The sequence below is a fragment of the Ferrovum sp. genome (genome assembly GCF_027317285.1).
Classification (GTDB): domain Bacteria; phylum Pseudomonadota; class Gammaproteobacteria; order Burkholderiales; family Ferrovaceae; genus Ferrovum.
The window spans coordinates 1-15,543 of record NZ_DAHVHV010000050.1 but is presented as its reverse complement, the minus strand read 5'-3'; the positions used below and the strand labels follow the sequence as shown (position 1 = coordinate 15,543).

Here is a 15,543-nt window from a genome sequence, read left to right as displayed (position 1 = left end):
ACCGCCAGACACCCCATTCCTCCCTTCCGCTTTGGAAGGGAACCAGAAAAGCACCGTCCCAGCGACCGTGCTTTTTTGTTTGTACTCTCCTCCCAACCCTACCCAAAATTCCGGGGAAATTTCTTTTTCTGGAACAGAAAGATACGTCTGAATTCTAGTTGCCCATATGGATATGCTGTCCAAGCACTTGGAATTCGATATGATTGAGTTTTGCCCGACAGTTAATATTCCCCTTGTCCGGTTTTATGATCATTTTCAGTTCAGTGATTTGATCAAGATCCAACTTCAGTTCCTCTCTCTGAAAGGTGCTTCCTTCTGGACTGAAATTGTATTCGTGGCGCAGAATTTCTCTGAAGTGGGCGCCTGAATCTCTGGAAACCTCAAAACAGATTTCCTGTGTGCGCGCCACTTCTTGCTCCTCGATTTCATAAATAACTCTGGTGATGTTCTGAGCCGTATCGAATTTGAATGTGAGGGTCTGTAGTCCAATGGTTCCCGCCACCCATTGCGAACTCCCAGGCCCTATACTGCCGTCAACGATATTATCCAGAGGGAAGTTTTCTGATTCTGAGGTGGCGATGACCTCTGCGTTGCGGATGATGTCGACAGTACCCAAAGGAGCACGCAGGGTCCCCACCGTTGTGAATGGAACAATCTTCTTCCTTAACTTTCCGCCCATCTTTTCCCCCTTCAGGTCGGATTTTTGCCTGTTCTTCAAAATAATCCAATCCAGTGACGACATCTGTGCGATACCGTACGCTACAGATCAAGATAACGGATCAAGATAACAGATCAGGATAATCCATACTGACCCCGTGGATAAGATTATCACCACGCCATAAGTGAGGAGGAATGATGGGAGGAAATAAATTTTTGTGTGTCAATTCACGTGTGACAGAGTCCCGCCCCTCTTTCATCCAATGATTTTTCCCCCTTCTCTTGGTCTGGTAAGGAAGAGTCTTTTCGGTCAGGAATTTCCTGGAAGAGGTGCTTTTTTTGCCGCCAATTTTCTTGTCGGGGATATTCAGACCGGTATCATGCCTCTTCTGGCCGTCTATCTGCTCCTGTCCGAGCACTGGAAAGCTGTGGCGGTGGGAGAGGTTTTGGCTTTTGGCGGCCTTGTTACTCTCATAGCACAGCCAATTGCCGGGAGCATGGCCGATCAGATTGTGAGCAAAAGGGCATTCTTTCTTGTGCTCGTATCTTTGTTTGCGGCAGGATGTTTTCTCATTTGCGGACCTAACCCCTCTTTTGGACGCATTCTTCTTTCCCAGGCTCTTGTCGGTGTTGCCCAAGCAGGGATTGTGCCAGTTCTGAGTTCGGTCGCCATGGGACTCGTTGGCAATGGGCGTTTTGCCAGTGTGATGGGAAAAGCCCAGGGGACAACCCATGCCGGGTCTGTTTTTGGAGCAGCGGCGGCGATTTTTTTAACGAGCCAATCCCTTTCGGTGAGTATTTTTGCGTTTTATGGAATCTCCGCTCTTGCTGCAGGATTGGTCCTGCTTGGAGTTCCCGGACACAAGATCGATCCGCTCAGGGCTCGTGAAGCGGAAGGGGTTGATAGAATTTGTTCTATTCGCCAACTATTTACCCCTTCGCTGATCTTTTTTCTCTCCCTTCTTTTCCTTTTTTTCATCGCGAATACGGCTATGCTTCCTTTGGCTGGAGAGAAACTTTCGGGAATTTCCTCTCTCTCTTCGGGAAGGGTGATGGGTATACTGGTTCTTGCGACACAGGGGGTCATGATCCCATTTTCCTTGCTGGCCCCGTTCATTATCCGGCGATTTGGATCACGGTTTCTGTTGAGTGCCTTTTTCATACTTTTGTTTCTGAGGAGCGGAATTCTTTTTATGGCTACTTCCATGGAAGGTATTTTGCTCGGGCAGGTTCTGGACGGAATGGTGATGGGAGTCCTATCGGTTCTTCTCCCCGTTCTTGTGTCTGAGTTTGGAAAAGGAACCGGCCGCTTCAACTTGCTTCAGGGAATCGCAGGAATGGTGGTTTCTGCAGGGGGTTCAGTGAGCCAACTTTTGTCGGGTGAGTCCATGAAATTCTGGGGAAGAGACAAGACCTTTCTGCTGCTTGGCGGGTTGTCTATGGTCATCTGGATCCTGCATCTTGTCGGGAACCGGTTTGGAGGATTCGCAAAAAATCGACAGAATGAACGGTAAATGACCCCGGGACCGGGCTGTAGGATTTAGAGAATCACTGGGCTTTTTTGCTCAGCGGGGACCCGCCCAAGGCCACAAACAGACGGGTGGTGTCGAGATACTGCTGGGTTAGTGCTTCCTCGAGTTTCAATTGCGTCTGCGCCAGGGCCCGATGGGCTGCTTCGATCTCCAGATCGGCGGTATTGCCCGCGGCGCGGCTTTTCATGGAGAGATCCAGCGCAGACTGACTCGTGTCCACGACGGATTGCATCGCCTTGACGGCATCGGCGTCGTTGGCCAGCGCCGTCAAGGCATCGGCCACCTGGCTGAAGGCTTGAACGACGGTCTGGTGATATTCTGCCAGGGAGGCCTGGTACGCATGAAAGGCCCCCTGTTTTTCTGCTTCGAGCATTCCGCCGTTGAACAGGGGCATGGAGACTCCGCCCGCGAATGCCCACGCGTTGCCAGCGCCCAGGAACAGGTTTGAAGGGGTCAATGCCTCCTGAAGCATGTTGGCGGTCAGCGTCAATGCGGGGTATTGATTGGCCGTAGCCACGCCCAGCGAGGCGCTGGCTACCTGCAAACTCGCCTCTGCCGCCAGAATGTCCGGCCGTTTGCGTAACAATTCCGAAGGCAGGGCGACCGGCAATGATGCGGGGATTTTCAGGTCATCAAAGACCAGCGTGGGCGGTTGCCAGTCTGCCGGAGCCTTGCCCACCAATACCGAAAGGGTGTGCAGATTCGAACTGTATTGCTGCTTCAGCGGCGGCAACAGCGCACGATCCGCTGCCAACCGATTGCGGGCGTTCAGAATGTCGGCTTGCGTGGCCATCCCTGAGTCGTAGGAGGACTGAATCAGGCTCAACATCCTTTCATCTGCCTTCAACAGGTGCTGGACCGTGGTGATTTCCGCCTGCATGGCGGCGATCAGGACCGATTGTGCGACCACATTGGCCGTCAGTTCCACATACAGGGCATCGAGTTGACGGTGCTGATAGGTGGCCAGTGCCTGCTGACGTTCCACACTGCGTTTCCCCCCGCCAAAAAAATCCGGGCTCCAACTCAGAAACGGCCCGACTTCATAGTAACTGAAGGGGGGGATCACGAAATTGGAGGGACCAAACAATGCGACCCCGTATTTTTGCCGACCCGCCAGGGCATTCATGGACCCTTGCGGCATCAGGCTCCCCTGTTGCGCCTTGACGGCTTCTTCTGCCTGCGCCAGGGTCTCCCGGGCCGCCGTCAGATCGTAGTTGTCTTCAAGGGCGCGATGGATCAGGGCGCTGAGTGGCGGATAGGAAAATACGGTCTCCCACTCGGATTCGATCTGTTTGCCGAGCACACGCTCCGGTGGCGGTTCCACCCGTTCTGCGGGAGAGGTATAGCGATCCGCTGGGGTGAGCTTGGGCGGGACGAAGTCCGGTCCCACGGTGCAGGCGGCCAGGCTGACGGTCAGGATCAAGGGCAGGCGGCGGACAGGAAATTTCATGGGGGCTATTCCGCGATGATTTGCGCACTGTCCTGTGACGCTTTGCGGGCAGGGCGCAACAGGAGCAACAGGGGAATGACGGCCAGCGTCACGATCATCATCAGTTCGAAATCGTCGTTGTAGGCGATCATGGCGGCCTGACGGGTGATCAGACCATTGAGCGCCAGAATGCCCGAGGGGTGAGTCGGATTCAGTGTCCCGAAGGCTGGCGAATGCAGCGTATACGGGGTGATGTGTTGCGCCAGGGTGGCGTGGTTGATCTGCGTATTGCGGGTCAACAAGGTTTGCACGATGGAAATTCCGATGGAACTTCCGATATTGCGCAGCAGGTTGAAAAATGCCGTTCCCTCATTGCGCAGAACCTGGGGCAGGGAACTGAATGCCACCGTGGATAGGGGGACATAGGACAGTCCGACGCCAAACCCTTGCAAGAGTCCGGTATAAATGATCGAACTTTCGTCCATCAACAGATCGAAGTGCATCATTTGCCAGAGCGAGAGGACGGTCATTCCCAATCCAACCGCCATGATCAGCCGAATGTCATATTTCCCGATCAATCTCCCCACCACCATCATGGCCATCATGGTCCCCATGCCCCGAGGGGCCGTCACGAATCCGGTGAGCATGACGGGGTAACCCATTTCGTCCTGGAGGAGGGGAGGCACCAGGGCCAGGGTGGCGAACAGGACGACTCCGATGATGAAGATGAAGATGTTGGAGGTCAAAAAGTTTTTATCCCTGAACAGGGAAATGCTCAGGAAGGGGCGTTCGGCGGTAAGCGTATGCAGGATGAACAGGTAGAATGCCATGCAGATGATCAGTGCGTACAAGACGATCTCACCGGAATGAAACCAATCCTTCAGTTCCCCTCTGTCCAGCAGCAACTGTAAGGCACCGATCCCCATGCTCAGGGTCAGAAAACCGAAGAAATCGAAAGATCCGGCAATCTTTTTGGTATTGGGCATGAAAGCTGACAGACCCAGATAAGCCAGGATGCCGATGGGCACATTGATATAGAACACCCAGCGCCAACTGTACTGATCCGTCAGCCATCCGCCCAGTGCCGGACCCAGGATGGGGCCCATGGTGACGCCTACTCCCCAGATGGCCATGGCCTTGCCATGATTTTCCCGGGGATTGATGTCGAACAGGACGGCCTGGGATAGGGGAACCAGGGCTGCCCCCGATATGCCTTGCAACAACCGGAAGAAAACCATTTCAGGCAGGGTGGTGGCAAGCCCGCAGAGCGCCGAGGCGAGGGTAAACCCGGTCACCGAAATCAGAAATACCGGCTTGCGTCCAAAACGCTGGGCCAGCCAGCCCGTCAGGGGGATCATGATCGCCGCAGCCACGATGTAGGAGGTCAGTACCCAGGCCATCGCGTCCTGGGTGGCTGCCAGGGTTCCCTGCATTTTCGGCAATGCCACATTGGCGATGGTGGAGTCGAGCGCCTGCATGATGGTGGCGGCCATCACCGAGGCCGTAACCAGCGGTCGATTGAGCGAAGTCGTTTCAGTGGTCATGACCGATGTCCACCACCACGACGGCGCTCAGACCTGCCGGAAGGGGTTGGTCAGAGTCCCCGTTCTCAAGGCTGATGCGAACGGGCAGGCGTTGTACGACCTTGACCCAGTTACCGGTGGCATTTTCCGGGGGCAGCAGGGAAAAACTGGACCCTGTGCCCGGGCTCAGACTTTGAACGTGCCCGTGGAAGGTCCGGCCGGGAAATGCATCGATTTCCACCGTCGTTGGTTGACCCGGACGAAGGTGAGTCAGGTCCGTTTCCTTGAAGTTGGCCTCGATCCACCTGTCTTGTCTGGAGACCAGGGCGAACAGCGGGGTTGACACCGTCACATAGTCGCCCACCTGCAATTGTTCCACCTTGGAAACGATCCCTGCCTGGGGGGCCTTCACCACCGTGTAGGACAGATCGAGCAGGGCCTTGTCCAGCACGGCTTGCGCCTGTTGTACCGCCGGGTGGTCAGCGACGTTCCGGTCGGGGTGGTAGTTCAGGGCAGTCAGAATATTTTCCCGTTCCTGTTGTGCTGCCTGCAATTTCTGCGTGGCCTGAAGGTAGGCATGTCGGGCCTGATCCAGTTGCGCCTGGGAAGAAACCCCTTGGGCGACCAGACGCCGTTGTCGATCCAGTTCGTTCTCCTGGTAGGCCAGGGTTTCCCCGGCGGCCGCGACCTCTGCCTGATGTTGCCGATAGGATGCCTTCAACGAACTCACCTGAAGTTTTTCATTGGCCAGTCGCGCCCTGGCCTCTGCCACATTCAGCGCAAAATCCCGTTCATCGAGCCTGAATAAAACTTCCCCGGCCTGCACGAACTGATTGTCCCTGACCAGGATTTTGATGACCCGACCGGCCACATTGGCGCTGATGTCCGTGCGCGCGGCGACGACATAGGCATCATCCGTGGAAACCCGGTTCAGATTTTTCAAATACAGGAACCCGGCAACCATCAGGAGGAGCAGGGGGCCTGCCGCCAATAAGGGTTTTCGGTATCGCTTGAGCCAGTTCTGGCCCCCGCTCTCGTCATTCATGGAGAACTCCAGGATCACACTTTCAAGTCAGCAGGGAGGTACTTCGTTTCCTCAGCAGGACAGTCTAGGCCAGTGTATTATCCGGATAAAGACGCATAATCCGAATACACTCTGTGGGAATACAATATAATGCGTGGCAATGAGTTTGCGGAGTTGAAGGCATTCATGATGATCGTCGAACAGGGAAGTTTTACCCGCGCGGCGGCTACCCTGGAGATGGCGCCCTCAACCTTGAGCCAGGTGATCCGTGTGCTCGAAGCCCGCCTCGGGGTCCGTCTGTTGCACCGTACGACCCGCCGTCTTTCGGTGACAGAAGCGGGGGAACGCCTGCTGGACCGGATTCGCCCTGCTTTCGAGGCCCTTTCTGCGGCCGTGGAATCCCTCAACGATTTTCGTGACACCCCCATGGGCACGCTGCGCCTCAGCGTGTCGACCGTTCCTGCCCAGTTGATTCTGGCCCCGTTGTTGAGGGAATTCCTGATCAGATATCCGGCCATTCAACTGGATATCACCGTCGACAATACCACCAGCGAACTGGTGGTGGGACGCTTCGATGCCGGGATTCGCTATGGCCGGCGAATCGCCCACGACATGTTGCAGGTACGGGCCAGCCGGCCCTCGCGCATCATGGCCGTGGCAGCACCGGATTACCTGGCGCGTCATCCGGCGCCCACTTCGCCGCAGGAATTGCAACACCATGCCTGCATTCGTTATCGGTTGGCCAATCAGCAGGTGATGCTGTGGGAATTCGAAAAGTCGGCGCAGAAAATTGAAATTGCGGTGGAGGGCCCCCTGATCGTGAATGATGTCGATCTGATGGTCAAGGCGGCGAAAGATGGGATCGGGATCGGGTATGTGCTGGAAGCCTATGTCGAGGAAGAGATCCGTACCGGTCTGCTGGTGCCCATATTGACCGACTGGTCACCCCCCTCTCACAGTTATTACCTCTACTATGCGGGGCGACACCAACTGTCCGCGCCTCTGCGCGCCTTCATCCAGTTTCTGAAAGACCATCTTCATGGATGAGAACGCCTCAGGCGCGGAGAAAGCCGTGTTGGGATTTACAGGGTTTTTTCTGCCTGCTGGGCTGCCTGAACCGAGGGTCGGGACTGAATCCGCGCCAGATAGGCCTGGAGTTCGGGCCAACGTTCCAGAGAAATGCCCATGGGATGGGCCCATCCTAGGACAGTGAACAAATAGGCATCGGCGACAGTGAATCCACCCGGCATGAGGTACTCCTGGGTTTTCAGGGTGTCGCTGAGTTGATCGAAGCGCAGGGCCAGACGCTCTTTCTGGAAGTCCTTGACCGTGTCCGGGAACGTGGGATTGAAGAGCGGACTGAATTGCTTGTGCAGTTCCGTGGAAATGAAGTTGAGCCAGGACTGCAGTTGATAACGCGGCAGGGTTCCATTGGCGGGGGCCAGACCCGATTCGGGCCGGAGGTCCGCCAGATACTGAACGATGGCCGGGCCTTCGGTGAGTTTCGTTCCATCGTCCAGAATCAGCAGCGGAACATACCCCTTGGGGTTGATCGCGCAAAAGTCGGAACCGTCACTCAGTTGTTTGGAGCGCAGGTTGACCTTGACCAGATCGAAGGGCAGACCGAGTTCGCGCAGCACGATGTGCGGGGAAAGGGAACAGGCCCCGGGGCTGAAATAGAGTTTCATGGATCATCCTTGTGAGATCGGAGTAAAATCGGAAGCGTAGGGTACATTGTATGCGTTCGTACGAATTTGACAAGGTCCTTCGATGCAGCGGGGGGCAGGAACTTCTGGACGTTCATCGAGTCTACCGGTTCGGTGGGCGTTGGGTTTATGGGGAGAGATTCCATGATGAGTGTGAAACCGATACGAATGGTCCTTCTGGGATTGGGGGTATGGGCTGTCCTGGGGGCGGGACCCGCACAGGCGGATCGTGGCTGGGGTTGGGGTTGGGGAATGATGGGGCTGGCGACCGGTGCCCTGGTGGGGGCGGAATTGGCCAATCCCTATCGCGTTTATCCCTATCCCTACTATCCTGCGCCGGTCGTTTACGCAGCACCCCCCGTGGTGGTTCAGCAGCAACCGGTGGTTTATTCCTCTCCCCCCCAGGCGCAGCCGCCGCGACAACAATCTTCCCAGTCCATGGCGCCACCGCCCCCGGGACAGCGTCAGCAAACGGCCGCCAACAGTTGGTATTACTGCGCCTCTGCCAAGGGCTACTACCCCTACGTGCAGAACTGCCCCGAACCCTGGCGTACCGTTCCTGCCGCACCGCCAGGCGCGCCGCACTGATCGATTCTCAGTCCGAGGGGGTGAACTGGTAGTGGTTGGCGTGGGCCTGGAACCATTGTTCCAGCATGAGGAGGATCCACACCATTTCCCCATAAAACCCCGGATGAGCGGGCAGATACTGCTGGAGCAGCCGGTCCACGAAGGCAGGTCGAATCAGCCCGCGTTCGGCCAGTTGCTGCAGGGAGGATTCGGCCAGCCGATGCAGAGGGGGGTGACGCAGCACCCATACGCCGAAGGGAAGACCGAAGCCGTGCTTTTGCTTGGTGATGATTTCGTCCGGCAGAAACCCCCGCAACGCCTCCTTGAAAAACCAGCGCAGTTTGAGACCGTTGACCTTGTAATGGGGCGGGAGTTTCAGGGAAAAATCCACCAATCGTTCGTCCAGCAGGGGAAAACCCACCTCGATCCCCGCCAGGGCCGAGGTCCCGCAGACCTTGGGTAAGTCGTTTTCAGCCAGGGTGAAGCGCCAGTCATAGGCCAGCATCTGGTTGACGAAATCCGCTTCTCCGGTTTCCCGCCAAACCGTCCGCTCCAGCGTTCGGGAAGCCAGCGGTGAAAACCGGGAGAGAATCTGTTCGGAAAAAATGTTCTCCGTGCCAATCTGTTCCAGAAGCCCGTAGGCTGTGATCCGGTCCGGCATGGGGATCCTGGCCTGGTCGATATAACTGCCCAGTTTTCGTACCAGAGGAAGTCGGTTGAAAAGGGGGGCCAGGGGTTCGAGCAGTCCCCGGCGCAGAGCGGAAGGCAGGCGGGTATAGGCGTGAAACAGTTTCTGTTTGGCATACCGGCTGTTCCCCCCGAATAATTCATCCCCGCCATCTCCTGCCAGCAATCGTTGTATCCCGTCTTGTCGGGCCTGTTGGGCACAGTAGAAGCCGGGCAGGGCGGAAGAATTGCCAAAGGGCTGGTCGTAGTAGGCCGCGACGCGCGGAATTCCCTGGACCAGATCTTCCGGGGTGACGTAATACTCGTGGTGCCGTGTTTTGAAATGACGGGCGGCGATGCGCGCGTAGGCCATTTCATCGTACCCTTCCGCGTCGAAGCCGATGGAGTAGGTGGGTACGCCTTCCCCGAGGTGCTGGGTCAATACCCCCGCTACGGTGGAACTGTCGGTCCCCCCGCTCAGAAAACAACCGGTCTGGCCGCTGTCATGGCACTGGCTTTGAACCGAACTGTGCAGAATGTCCAGAAACTCTTCCTTCAAGGCGGAGAAGTCGGCGGGGTCGGCTGAGGTGAAGCGGGGTACCCAGTAGGGGGCGACCGTGAGTTGTTCCTTCTGGAACAAACCGTAATGCGCGGCAGGGAGGCGCAGCACCTGCTGAAAGATGGTGCGAGGCGCGGGAATGACGTGAAAATGAAAGTAGTCATGAATGGCCTGCATGTCTATCGACAAAGGCGATGCGGCGACTTCATCGGCGCGCGCGGCCACCAGGAGAGTCGAGGCATCTTCGATGCGGTAGCACAATGAATGGCGAGCGAAGCGATCCACGGCCATGAATATCTTGCCCGGCGCCGGTGAAAAAGCCACGGCAAAATCTCCCTGAACCTGATTGGGGGCCTGGGGGCCATGACGGCGAAAGGCTTCGCGCCAGGCGCTCTCCGGCCCCTGGGTGCGGAGAATTTCGGTCAGGTCCGGTTCCTGAAAGCGCGGATGGCCAAAAAACAGTGCCGGTGCGGTCATGGCCACACGTCTCCGATCAATGCTTCACGGGCCGGAGGGTGTCCCAGAAAGGCCGCAGGGCTGGCGCTCGGGCCATAGGCGCCGGACTGGTGGATCACCACCAGGTCACCCACTTCGGCCTGGGGCAGAGTCATTTTGTCAGCCAGGAGGTCGAGCGGGGTACACAGGGGGCCTACCACAGAAACTTCTTCCAGGGCTGGGGAGTGTTTGCGGGTGACGATGGATACCGGATAATTCTTGCGGATGACCTGCCCAAAATTTCCGGATGCCGCCAGGTGATGGTGTAACCCCCCATCGGTGATGAGGAAGGTCTGGCCCCGGGAAACCTTGCGGTCGAGGATGCGGCACACATACACCCCTGCTTCGCCGACGAGGTAGCGGCCCAGTTCGATGACGGGTTGGGTGTCGGGCAACTGCCGTCGCAGGTGCGGCAACAGGTGCTGCAAGGCTTCTCCGACCCGCTCGAGTTCCAGAGGGGCTTCCCCAGGAAAATAGGGGATCCCGAAGCCCCCGCCCAGATTCAGGGTGGGGAGGGGACATCCGCTGTCCTGCACCAGACGAATGGCCAGGTCCACGGTGTTTTTCTGGGCCTCGATGAGTGCGTCCGCCTTGAGACTCTGTGACCCGCTAAAAATATGGAAGCCCTGAAAAGACAGGTCGGAGGCCAGGATGCGGCGGACCATGGCGGGGACCCGTTCCACATCCACACCAAAGGGTTTGGCGCCACCGCCCATGCGCATACCGGAGCCCCGTAACTCAAAATCCGGGTTGACCCGGATGGCCACCTTGGGGCGGTAGCCATGCCGTTCACGCAGGGTGAGGACCGTCGCCAGTTCTCCTTCGGACTCCAGGTTGAGCACGACATCCGCAGCCATGGCCATCAGAAGGTCGTGGGCGGATTTGCCGGGGCCGGCAAAACTGATCTGGGCGCGCGGGGTCCGGGTATCCAGCGCTACGCCCAATTCTCCACCGGAGGCCACATCCAGACCGTCCACCTGGGTGGCAAGAAACTGTACCACGGCCGGCATGGGATTGGCCTTGATGGCATAGTGCAGGTGGATTCCTTCGGGCAGCACGGACCGCAAGTGTTGCACACGGTTGAAAATCCGGGTGCGGTCATAGGCAAAGAAGGGGGTCTGGCCGACTTGATGGGCCAGGCGCGGGAGGTCGATTCCGCCGATGGACAGGGCGTTGCCCGACCCCATGGCGAAACAGGCAGGGTGATGGGCGGGTTTACTCATGATGGGCGGCTGAACGCGAACTCACAGATTGTGCGCGTACCAGTCTGCGGCCTTTTCCAATCCTTCCCTGACCGAGAAACGGGGTTCGTAACCCAGAAGTTGCCGGGCTTTGTGAATATCCGCCAGGGAATGGCGAACATCTCCTGCCCGAAAATCGCGGTAACGGGGGCTGGGTATCGCCCAGTCTGGCGTGCGCTGCTTCAGTTGGGCGCAGATCAGCGCATACAACTGGTTGAGGGTGGTGGATTCGGCGTAGGCAATGTTGTAGACCTGCCCCAGGGCTTCGGGTCGTTCCGTACAGGCCGCCAGAATATTGGCTTGAACGACATTGTCGACATAACAGAAATCACGGCTGGTTTCCCCATCGCCGTTGATGTCGATCGGCTTCCCCTTCAACAATCCACCGAACCATCTGGGAATGACGGCCGCATAAGCCCCTTCCGGATTCTGGCGGGGGCCGAAGACATTGAAATAGCGCAGACCGGTGGCCTTGAACCGATAGACCCGGTCAAAGACCTGTGCGTAGAGTTCATTGACCAGTTTCGTGACGGCATAGGGGGAGAGGGGATTGCCGATGATCTCCTCTTTCTTGGGAAGTCCGGGATGATCCCCGTAGGTGGAACTCGACGCGGCATAGATGAAGCGTTCGATCCCCATGAGTTGCGCCGTTCTCAGCATGTTGAGGAACCCGTCGATGTTGCTGGCATGGGTGGTCAGAGGGTCCTCGATGGAACGGGGAACACTGCCCAGGGCTGCCTGATGCAACACGATATCCGCCCCGTCACAGACTCGCTGGCAATCGTCGAGGTGGCGGATGTCTCCCTTGAAAAAAGTGAAGTTTTTCCAGCGGGATTCTCCGACCAGTTTCCGGACCTGCTCCAGATTACGGTCGTCGATGGTTGAAAAGTTATCCAGTCCCACGACCGTCTGGTTCAGTCGGAGCAGGGCTTCGAGCAGGTTGGACCCGATGAAGCCCGCCACGCCGGTAATGGCCCAGCAGCGCGGGTTTTCCTGGAGTCTGTTTTGAACGAGGTCGTAGTGTGGGGTCATAGCCGCCAGAGACGCAGGTTGGAGTGAGAGAAGTCGTCACGGGAAAAAAGACCCTTGACATCGATCAGGACCGGGCAGTCACCCATCAGGGCCAGTATTCCCTCGGCCTGGAGGGTTCGGTATTCATCGTGGGCCACGGCCAGAATGACGGCTGCCGCAGGTTTCAGGGTGGCGGTGGGGGTGAGGGAAACGCCGTATTCCGCTTCGGCCTCGTGGGGATCCGCCAGGGGATCGTGGATCTGCACTTCGATCCCATAATCCTGCAATTCATGGATGATATCGATGACCTTGGAATTACGCAGGTCCGGACAGTTTTCCTTGAAGGTGAGGCCCAGGACAGTGACACGACTGCCCGAGATGACGTGCCCGGCATGGACCATTTCCTTGACGCAGCGTTGGGCCACGAACTTTCCCATGCCATTGTTGATGCGTCGCCCGGAAAGGATGACCTGGGGAATGTAACCCAACTTTTCGGCCTTGTGGGTGAGGTAATAAGGATCCACCCCGATGCAGTGACCGCCCACCAGGCCCGGTTTGAACTTGAGAAAGTTCCATTTGGTTCCGGCGGCTTCCAGCACGGCATTGGTGTCGATGTTCATCAGGTCGAAGATCAGGGACAGTTCATTCATCAAGGCGATATTCAGGTCCCGTTGCGTGTTCTCGATGACCTTGGCGGCCTCGGCCACCTTGATGGAGGGCGCACGGTGGACGCCTGCCGTGACCACGGATTCATAGACCCGGGCGACGATTTCGCAGGTTTCGGCATCCTGACCGGACACCACCTTCTTGATCTTGGTAAAGGTGTGCTCCTTGTCCCCAGGGTTGATCCGTTCGGGACTATAACCCACCTTGAAGTCGAGCCCGCATTTCAGACCGGATTTCGCTTCCAGGATGGGGACGCATTCCTCTTCCGTGACTCCGGGGTAGACTGTGGATTCATAAACGACGATATCTCCCTTCTTCAGGGCGCTTCCCACGGTTCCCGAGGCCTTCAACATGGGGGAGAGGTCGGGTTGGTTGGCATCGTTGACGGGGGTTGGGACGGCGACGATATGAAAATTGGCCAACTGGAGCTGGTCGATCTGGTCGGTGTACAGGATGTCCGCTTTCTCGAGGTCTCCTTCTTCCACTTCTCCCGTCCGGTCATAGCCGGCGCACAGTTCCCTGATGCGCACCGGATTGATGTCAAAGCCGATGGTTCGGCGTACCTTGCCAAAGGCTACGGCCACGGGCAAGCCCACATAACCCAGGCCGACCACGGAAATGATCCTCTCTTCGCCCACCACGGACATGATTCCTCCTGAACAGTGATCCATCGATTAAGTCGTGAGGATAACCCATACGCGGATATTTAGGCTACCCAAAATTTGGAACAAGTTGGGAAAGTTGAACAACGCATGCAGTGGGGATGCTCAATCCCCGTCTGCTTTGTGTTAACGTGACACTTTGCGTTTCGGGACGAGCGGTGGAATCGTGCCCGAATTTCACTGATGGCCTGGCGTGATACGGAGACCTGTTTGAATGGCGGCTTCCTCGATGGGTGCGTTTTCTCCCCCCCGTAATTTTCGTGGAGAACTGATCAACCCGTGGTGGGTGGCCGTGACCGTGGCTTTGACGACCTTCATGGAGGTCCTCGATATTTCCATTGCCAATGTGGCGTTGCGTCACATTGCCGGGGATATGTCCGTGAGCGAAGACGAAGCGGTGTGGGTATTGACTTCCTATATGGTGTCCAACGCCATCGTCCTGCCCATGAGCGGCTGGTTGTCCACGCTCTTCGGTCGCCGCCGTTTCTACCTGTTCTGCGTGGCCATGTTTTCCGTCAGTTCCTTGCTGTGCGGTCTGGCCCCCAACCTGACCGCCCTGATCGTGTTTCGTACCCTGCAGGGCATCGGGGGCGGGGGATTGCAGCCCAGTTCCCAGGCCATCCTGACCGACAGTTTCCCCCTGTCGAAGCGGGGTATGGCCTTCGCGGTCTATGGCATCACCACCGTTCTGGCCCCGGCCATTGGTCCGACCGTCGGAGGGTGGATCACGGATACCTTTTCCTGGCGCTGGATCTTTCTGATCAACGTCCCCGTGGGGCTCCTGTCCCTGTATCTGTCACGGCGGCTATTGTCGGATCCTCCGGCGCTGGTTGAACAGAGCATACAGTTCCGGCGCCAGGGATTCAAGGTCGACTGGAGAGGGTTCGTGTTGTTGTCGGTGGGGTTTGGCTGTTTGCAGGTGGTGCTGGACCGGGGGCAGCAGGACGACTGGTTTTCATCGCCCTTCATCATGCTGATGTCGGCGCTCTCGACCTTGGCGCTGCTCATCCTGCCCTTTTGGGAAACCCGTCAGCATTATCCGATGGTGGATTTCAACCTGCTCAAGGAAAGAAATTTTCTGTTCAGCAATGTCTTGATGTTTCTGGTGGGTTTCATCCTGTTCGGCAGTACGGTGCTCCTTCCCCTATGGGTCCAGACCCTGATGGGTTACTCGGCTACCCAGGCGGGAATGTTGCTGTCGCCCGGCGCATTGACCGTGTTGCTGGTATTGCCCTTTGTGGGATGGGCCATCAACAAGGTGGATGTCCGGCACATGATTGCTTTCGGGTTGTTGTGCAACGGGGTGGCTCTGTATCTTTTTTCCCATATGAATTTGCAGGCGGATTACTGGTCTCTGGCGACGTTGAGAATCCTGCAGGGGATCGGGCTGGGGTTTCTTTTCGTTCCCGTCAATGCGGCTGCTTACACGTGGGTCCCCCCGGACAAGAGCAGCAATGCCTCGGCCATCATCAATTTGTCGCGCAATCTGGTGGTGAGTTTTGGCATCTCCCTGGTTCAGACCTGGCTGACGCGCGGGACACAACGTCATCAAAGCGTTCTGACGGCCAATTTGACCGACTCCTCCACAGCGACCCAGGCCTGGTTGGCGGGCGTGATTCATCAACTGGCGGGGGTCGGCAATCATGCGGTGGCGGTGGCACATGCCTTGCTGTATGCCACCGTGCAAAGACAGGCCAGTTTGTTGTCCTTCATGGATGACTTTCGCTTGCTGAGCACCTTGGCCCTGGCCTTCATCCCCGTGGTGTATGCCCTGAAGCGACCGGTTCGGGAGAAACACTGAAACT

Annotated in this window: 13 protein-coding genes; 4 read left to right on the top strand and 9 right to left on the bottom strand. The window is 57.3% G+C overall.

Annotated features, from left to right (window positions below; genetic code table 11):
- Positions 1–154: 154 nt before the first annotated feature.
- Complete coding sequence (locus M6F29_RS09680) at positions 155–742, bottom strand: discoidin domain-containing protein (RefSeq protein ID WP_298159106.1); 588 nt, start codon at positions 740–742, stop codon at positions 155–157.
- Positions 743–920: 178 nt separating this feature from the next.
- Here M6F29_RS09680 and M6F29_RS09675 point away from each other — a divergent pair, with 178 nt between their 5' ends.
- Positions 921–2,171 (top strand): MFS transporter, encoded by a 1,251-nt coding sequence (locus M6F29_RS09675; RefSeq protein ID WP_298159103.1) that lies wholly within the window; start codon positions 921–923, stop codon positions 2,169–2,171.
- Between the two features lie 34 nt (positions 2,172–2,205).
- Here M6F29_RS09675 and M6F29_RS09670 read toward each other — a convergent pair whose 3' ends face one another.
- Genes M6F29_RS09670 through M6F29_RS09660 form a run of 3 tightly spaced genes read right to left on the bottom strand, consistent with a single transcriptional unit; the run spans position 2,206 to position 6,186 of the window.
- Positions 2,206–3,639, bottom strand: a complete 1,434-nt coding sequence (locus M6F29_RS09670) for an efflux transporter outer membrane subunit (protein WP_298159100.1) — start codon at positions 3,637–3,639, stop codon at positions 2,206–2,208.
- 5 nt (positions 3,640–3,644) lie between these two features.
- Positions 3,645–5,162 (bottom strand): DHA2 family efflux MFS transporter permease subunit, encoded by a 1,518-nt coding sequence (locus M6F29_RS09665; RefSeq protein ID WP_298159096.1) that lies wholly within the window; start codon positions 5,160–5,162, stop codon positions 3,645–3,647.
- Positions 5,152–6,186 (bottom strand): HlyD family secretion protein, encoded by a 1,035-nt coding sequence (locus M6F29_RS09660; RefSeq protein WP_298159093.1) that lies wholly within the window; start codon positions 6,184–6,186, stop codon positions 5,152–5,154. The genes M6F29_RS09665 and M6F29_RS09660 overlap by 11 nt, the downstream gene beginning before the upstream one ends.
- A gap of 129 nt (positions 6,187–6,315) precedes the next feature.
- Here M6F29_RS09660 and M6F29_RS09655 point away from each other — a divergent pair, with 129 nt between their 5' ends.
- A complete protein-coding gene (locus M6F29_RS09655) occupies positions 6,316–7,212 on the top strand; it encodes a LysR family transcriptional regulator (RefSeq protein ID WP_298159090.1) in 897 nt (298 codons plus the stop codon).
- Positions 7,213–7,247: 35 nt separating this feature from the next.
- On the opposite strand, the gene gstA is transcribed toward M6F29_RS09655, so the two are convergent.
- Positions 7,248–7,853 carry a glutathione transferase GstA gene (gene gstA / locus M6F29_RS09650; protein ID WP_297496649.1) on the bottom strand — a complete coding sequence of 202 codons (606 nt, stop codon included), beginning with the start codon at positions 7,851–7,853 and terminating at the stop codon, positions 7,248–7,250.
- 162 nt (positions 7,854–8,015) lie between these two features.
- Here gstA and M6F29_RS09645 point away from each other — a divergent pair, with 162 nt between their 5' ends.
- Positions 8,016–8,459: a hypothetical protein gene (locus M6F29_RS09645; protein ID WP_297455721.1), complete on the top strand. Its 444-nt coding sequence runs from the start codon at positions 8,016–8,018 to the stop codon at positions 8,457–8,459.
- Positions 8,460–8,466: 7 nt separating this feature from the next.
- Here M6F29_RS09645 and M6F29_RS09640 read toward each other — a convergent pair whose 3' ends face one another.
- The 4 genes from M6F29_RS09640 to M6F29_RS09625 are packed head-to-tail and all read right to left on the bottom strand — an operon-like array spanning position 8,467 to position 13,714.
- Positions 8,467–10,140: an asparagine synthetase B family protein gene (locus tag M6F29_RS09640; RefSeq protein ID WP_298159086.1), complete on the bottom strand. Its 1,674-nt coding sequence runs from the start codon at positions 10,138–10,140 to the stop codon at positions 8,467–8,469.
- Positions 10,137–11,381 carry a pyridoxal-dependent decarboxylase, exosortase A system-associated gene (locus M6F29_RS09635; RefSeq protein ID WP_298159084.1) on the bottom strand — a complete coding sequence of 415 codons (1,245 nt, stop codon included), beginning with the start codon at positions 11,379–11,381 and terminating at the stop codon, positions 10,137–10,139. The genes M6F29_RS09640 and M6F29_RS09635 overlap by 4 nt, the downstream gene beginning before the upstream one ends.
- A gap of 21 nt (positions 11,382–11,402) precedes the next feature.
- Positions 11,403–12,431 (bottom strand): SDR family oxidoreductase, encoded by a 1,029-nt coding sequence (locus M6F29_RS09630; RefSeq protein ID WP_298159079.1) that lies wholly within the window; start codon positions 12,429–12,431, stop codon positions 11,403–11,405.
- Positions 12,428–13,714 carry a nucleotide sugar dehydrogenase gene (locus M6F29_RS09625; RefSeq protein WP_366525991.1) on the bottom strand — a complete coding sequence of 429 codons (1,287 nt, stop codon included), beginning with the start codon at positions 13,712–13,714 and terminating at the stop codon, positions 12,428–12,430. Before M6F29_RS09625 ends, M6F29_RS09630 begins: the two co-directional genes overlap by 4 nt.
- A 238-nt stretch (positions 13,715–13,952) precedes the next feature.
- Between M6F29_RS09625 and M6F29_RS09620 the strand changes: the two genes are divergently transcribed.
- The gene (locus M6F29_RS09620) at positions 13,953–15,539 is read left to right on the top strand and encodes a DHA2 family efflux MFS transporter permease subunit (protein ID WP_298159074.1); all 1,587 of its coding nucleotides are present in this window, start codon (positions 13,953–13,955) and stop codon (positions 15,537–15,539) included.
- Positions 15,540–15,543 lie beyond the last annotated feature (4 nt).

Excerpts from the sequence above, each read along its gene's own strand:
- M6F29_RS09680 (WP_298159106.1), bottom strand. The coding sequence starts at position 742 with ATGTCGTCACTGGATTGGATTATTTTGAAGAACAGGCAAAAATCCGAC.
- M6F29_RS09675 (WP_298159103.1), top strand. The coding sequence starts at position 921 with ATGATTTTTCCCCCTTCTCTTGGTCTGGTAAGGAAGAGTCTTTTCGGT.
- M6F29_RS09670 (WP_298159100.1), bottom strand. The coding sequence starts at position 3,639 with ATGAAATTTCCTGTCCGCCGCCTGCCCTTGATCCTGACCGTCAGCCTG.
- M6F29_RS09665 (WP_298159096.1), bottom strand. The coding sequence starts at position 5,162 with ATGACCACTGAAACGACTTCGCTCAATCGACCGCTGGTTACGGCCTCG.
- M6F29_RS09660 (WP_298159093.1), bottom strand. The coding sequence starts at position 6,186 with ATGAATGACGAGAGCGGGGGCCAGAACTGGCTCAAGCGATACCGAAAA.
- M6F29_RS09655 (WP_298159090.1), top strand. The coding sequence starts at position 6,316 with ATGCGTGGCAATGAGTTTGCGGAGTTGAAGGCATTCATGATGATCGTC.
- gstA (WP_297496649.1), bottom strand. The coding sequence starts at position 7,853 with ATGAAACTCTATTTCAGCCCCGGGGCCTGTTCCCTTTCCCCGCACATC.
- M6F29_RS09645 (WP_297455721.1), top strand. The coding sequence starts at position 8,016 with ATGATGAGTGTGAAACCGATACGAATGGTCCTTCTGGGATTGGGGGTA.
- M6F29_RS09640 (WP_298159086.1), bottom strand. The coding sequence starts at position 10,140 with ATGACCGCACCGGCACTGTTTTTTGGCCATCCGCGCTTTCAGGAACCG.
- M6F29_RS09635 (WP_298159084.1), bottom strand. The coding sequence starts at position 11,381 with ATGAGTAAACCCGCCCATCACCCTGCCTGTTTCGCCATGGGGTCGGGC.
- M6F29_RS09630 (WP_298159079.1), bottom strand. The coding sequence starts at position 12,431 with ATGACCCCACACTACGACCTCGTTCAAAACAGACTCCAGGAAAACCCG.
- M6F29_RS09620 (WP_298159074.1), top strand. The coding sequence starts at position 13,953 with ATGGCGGCTTCCTCGATGGGTGCGTTTTCTCCCCCCCGTAATTTTCGT.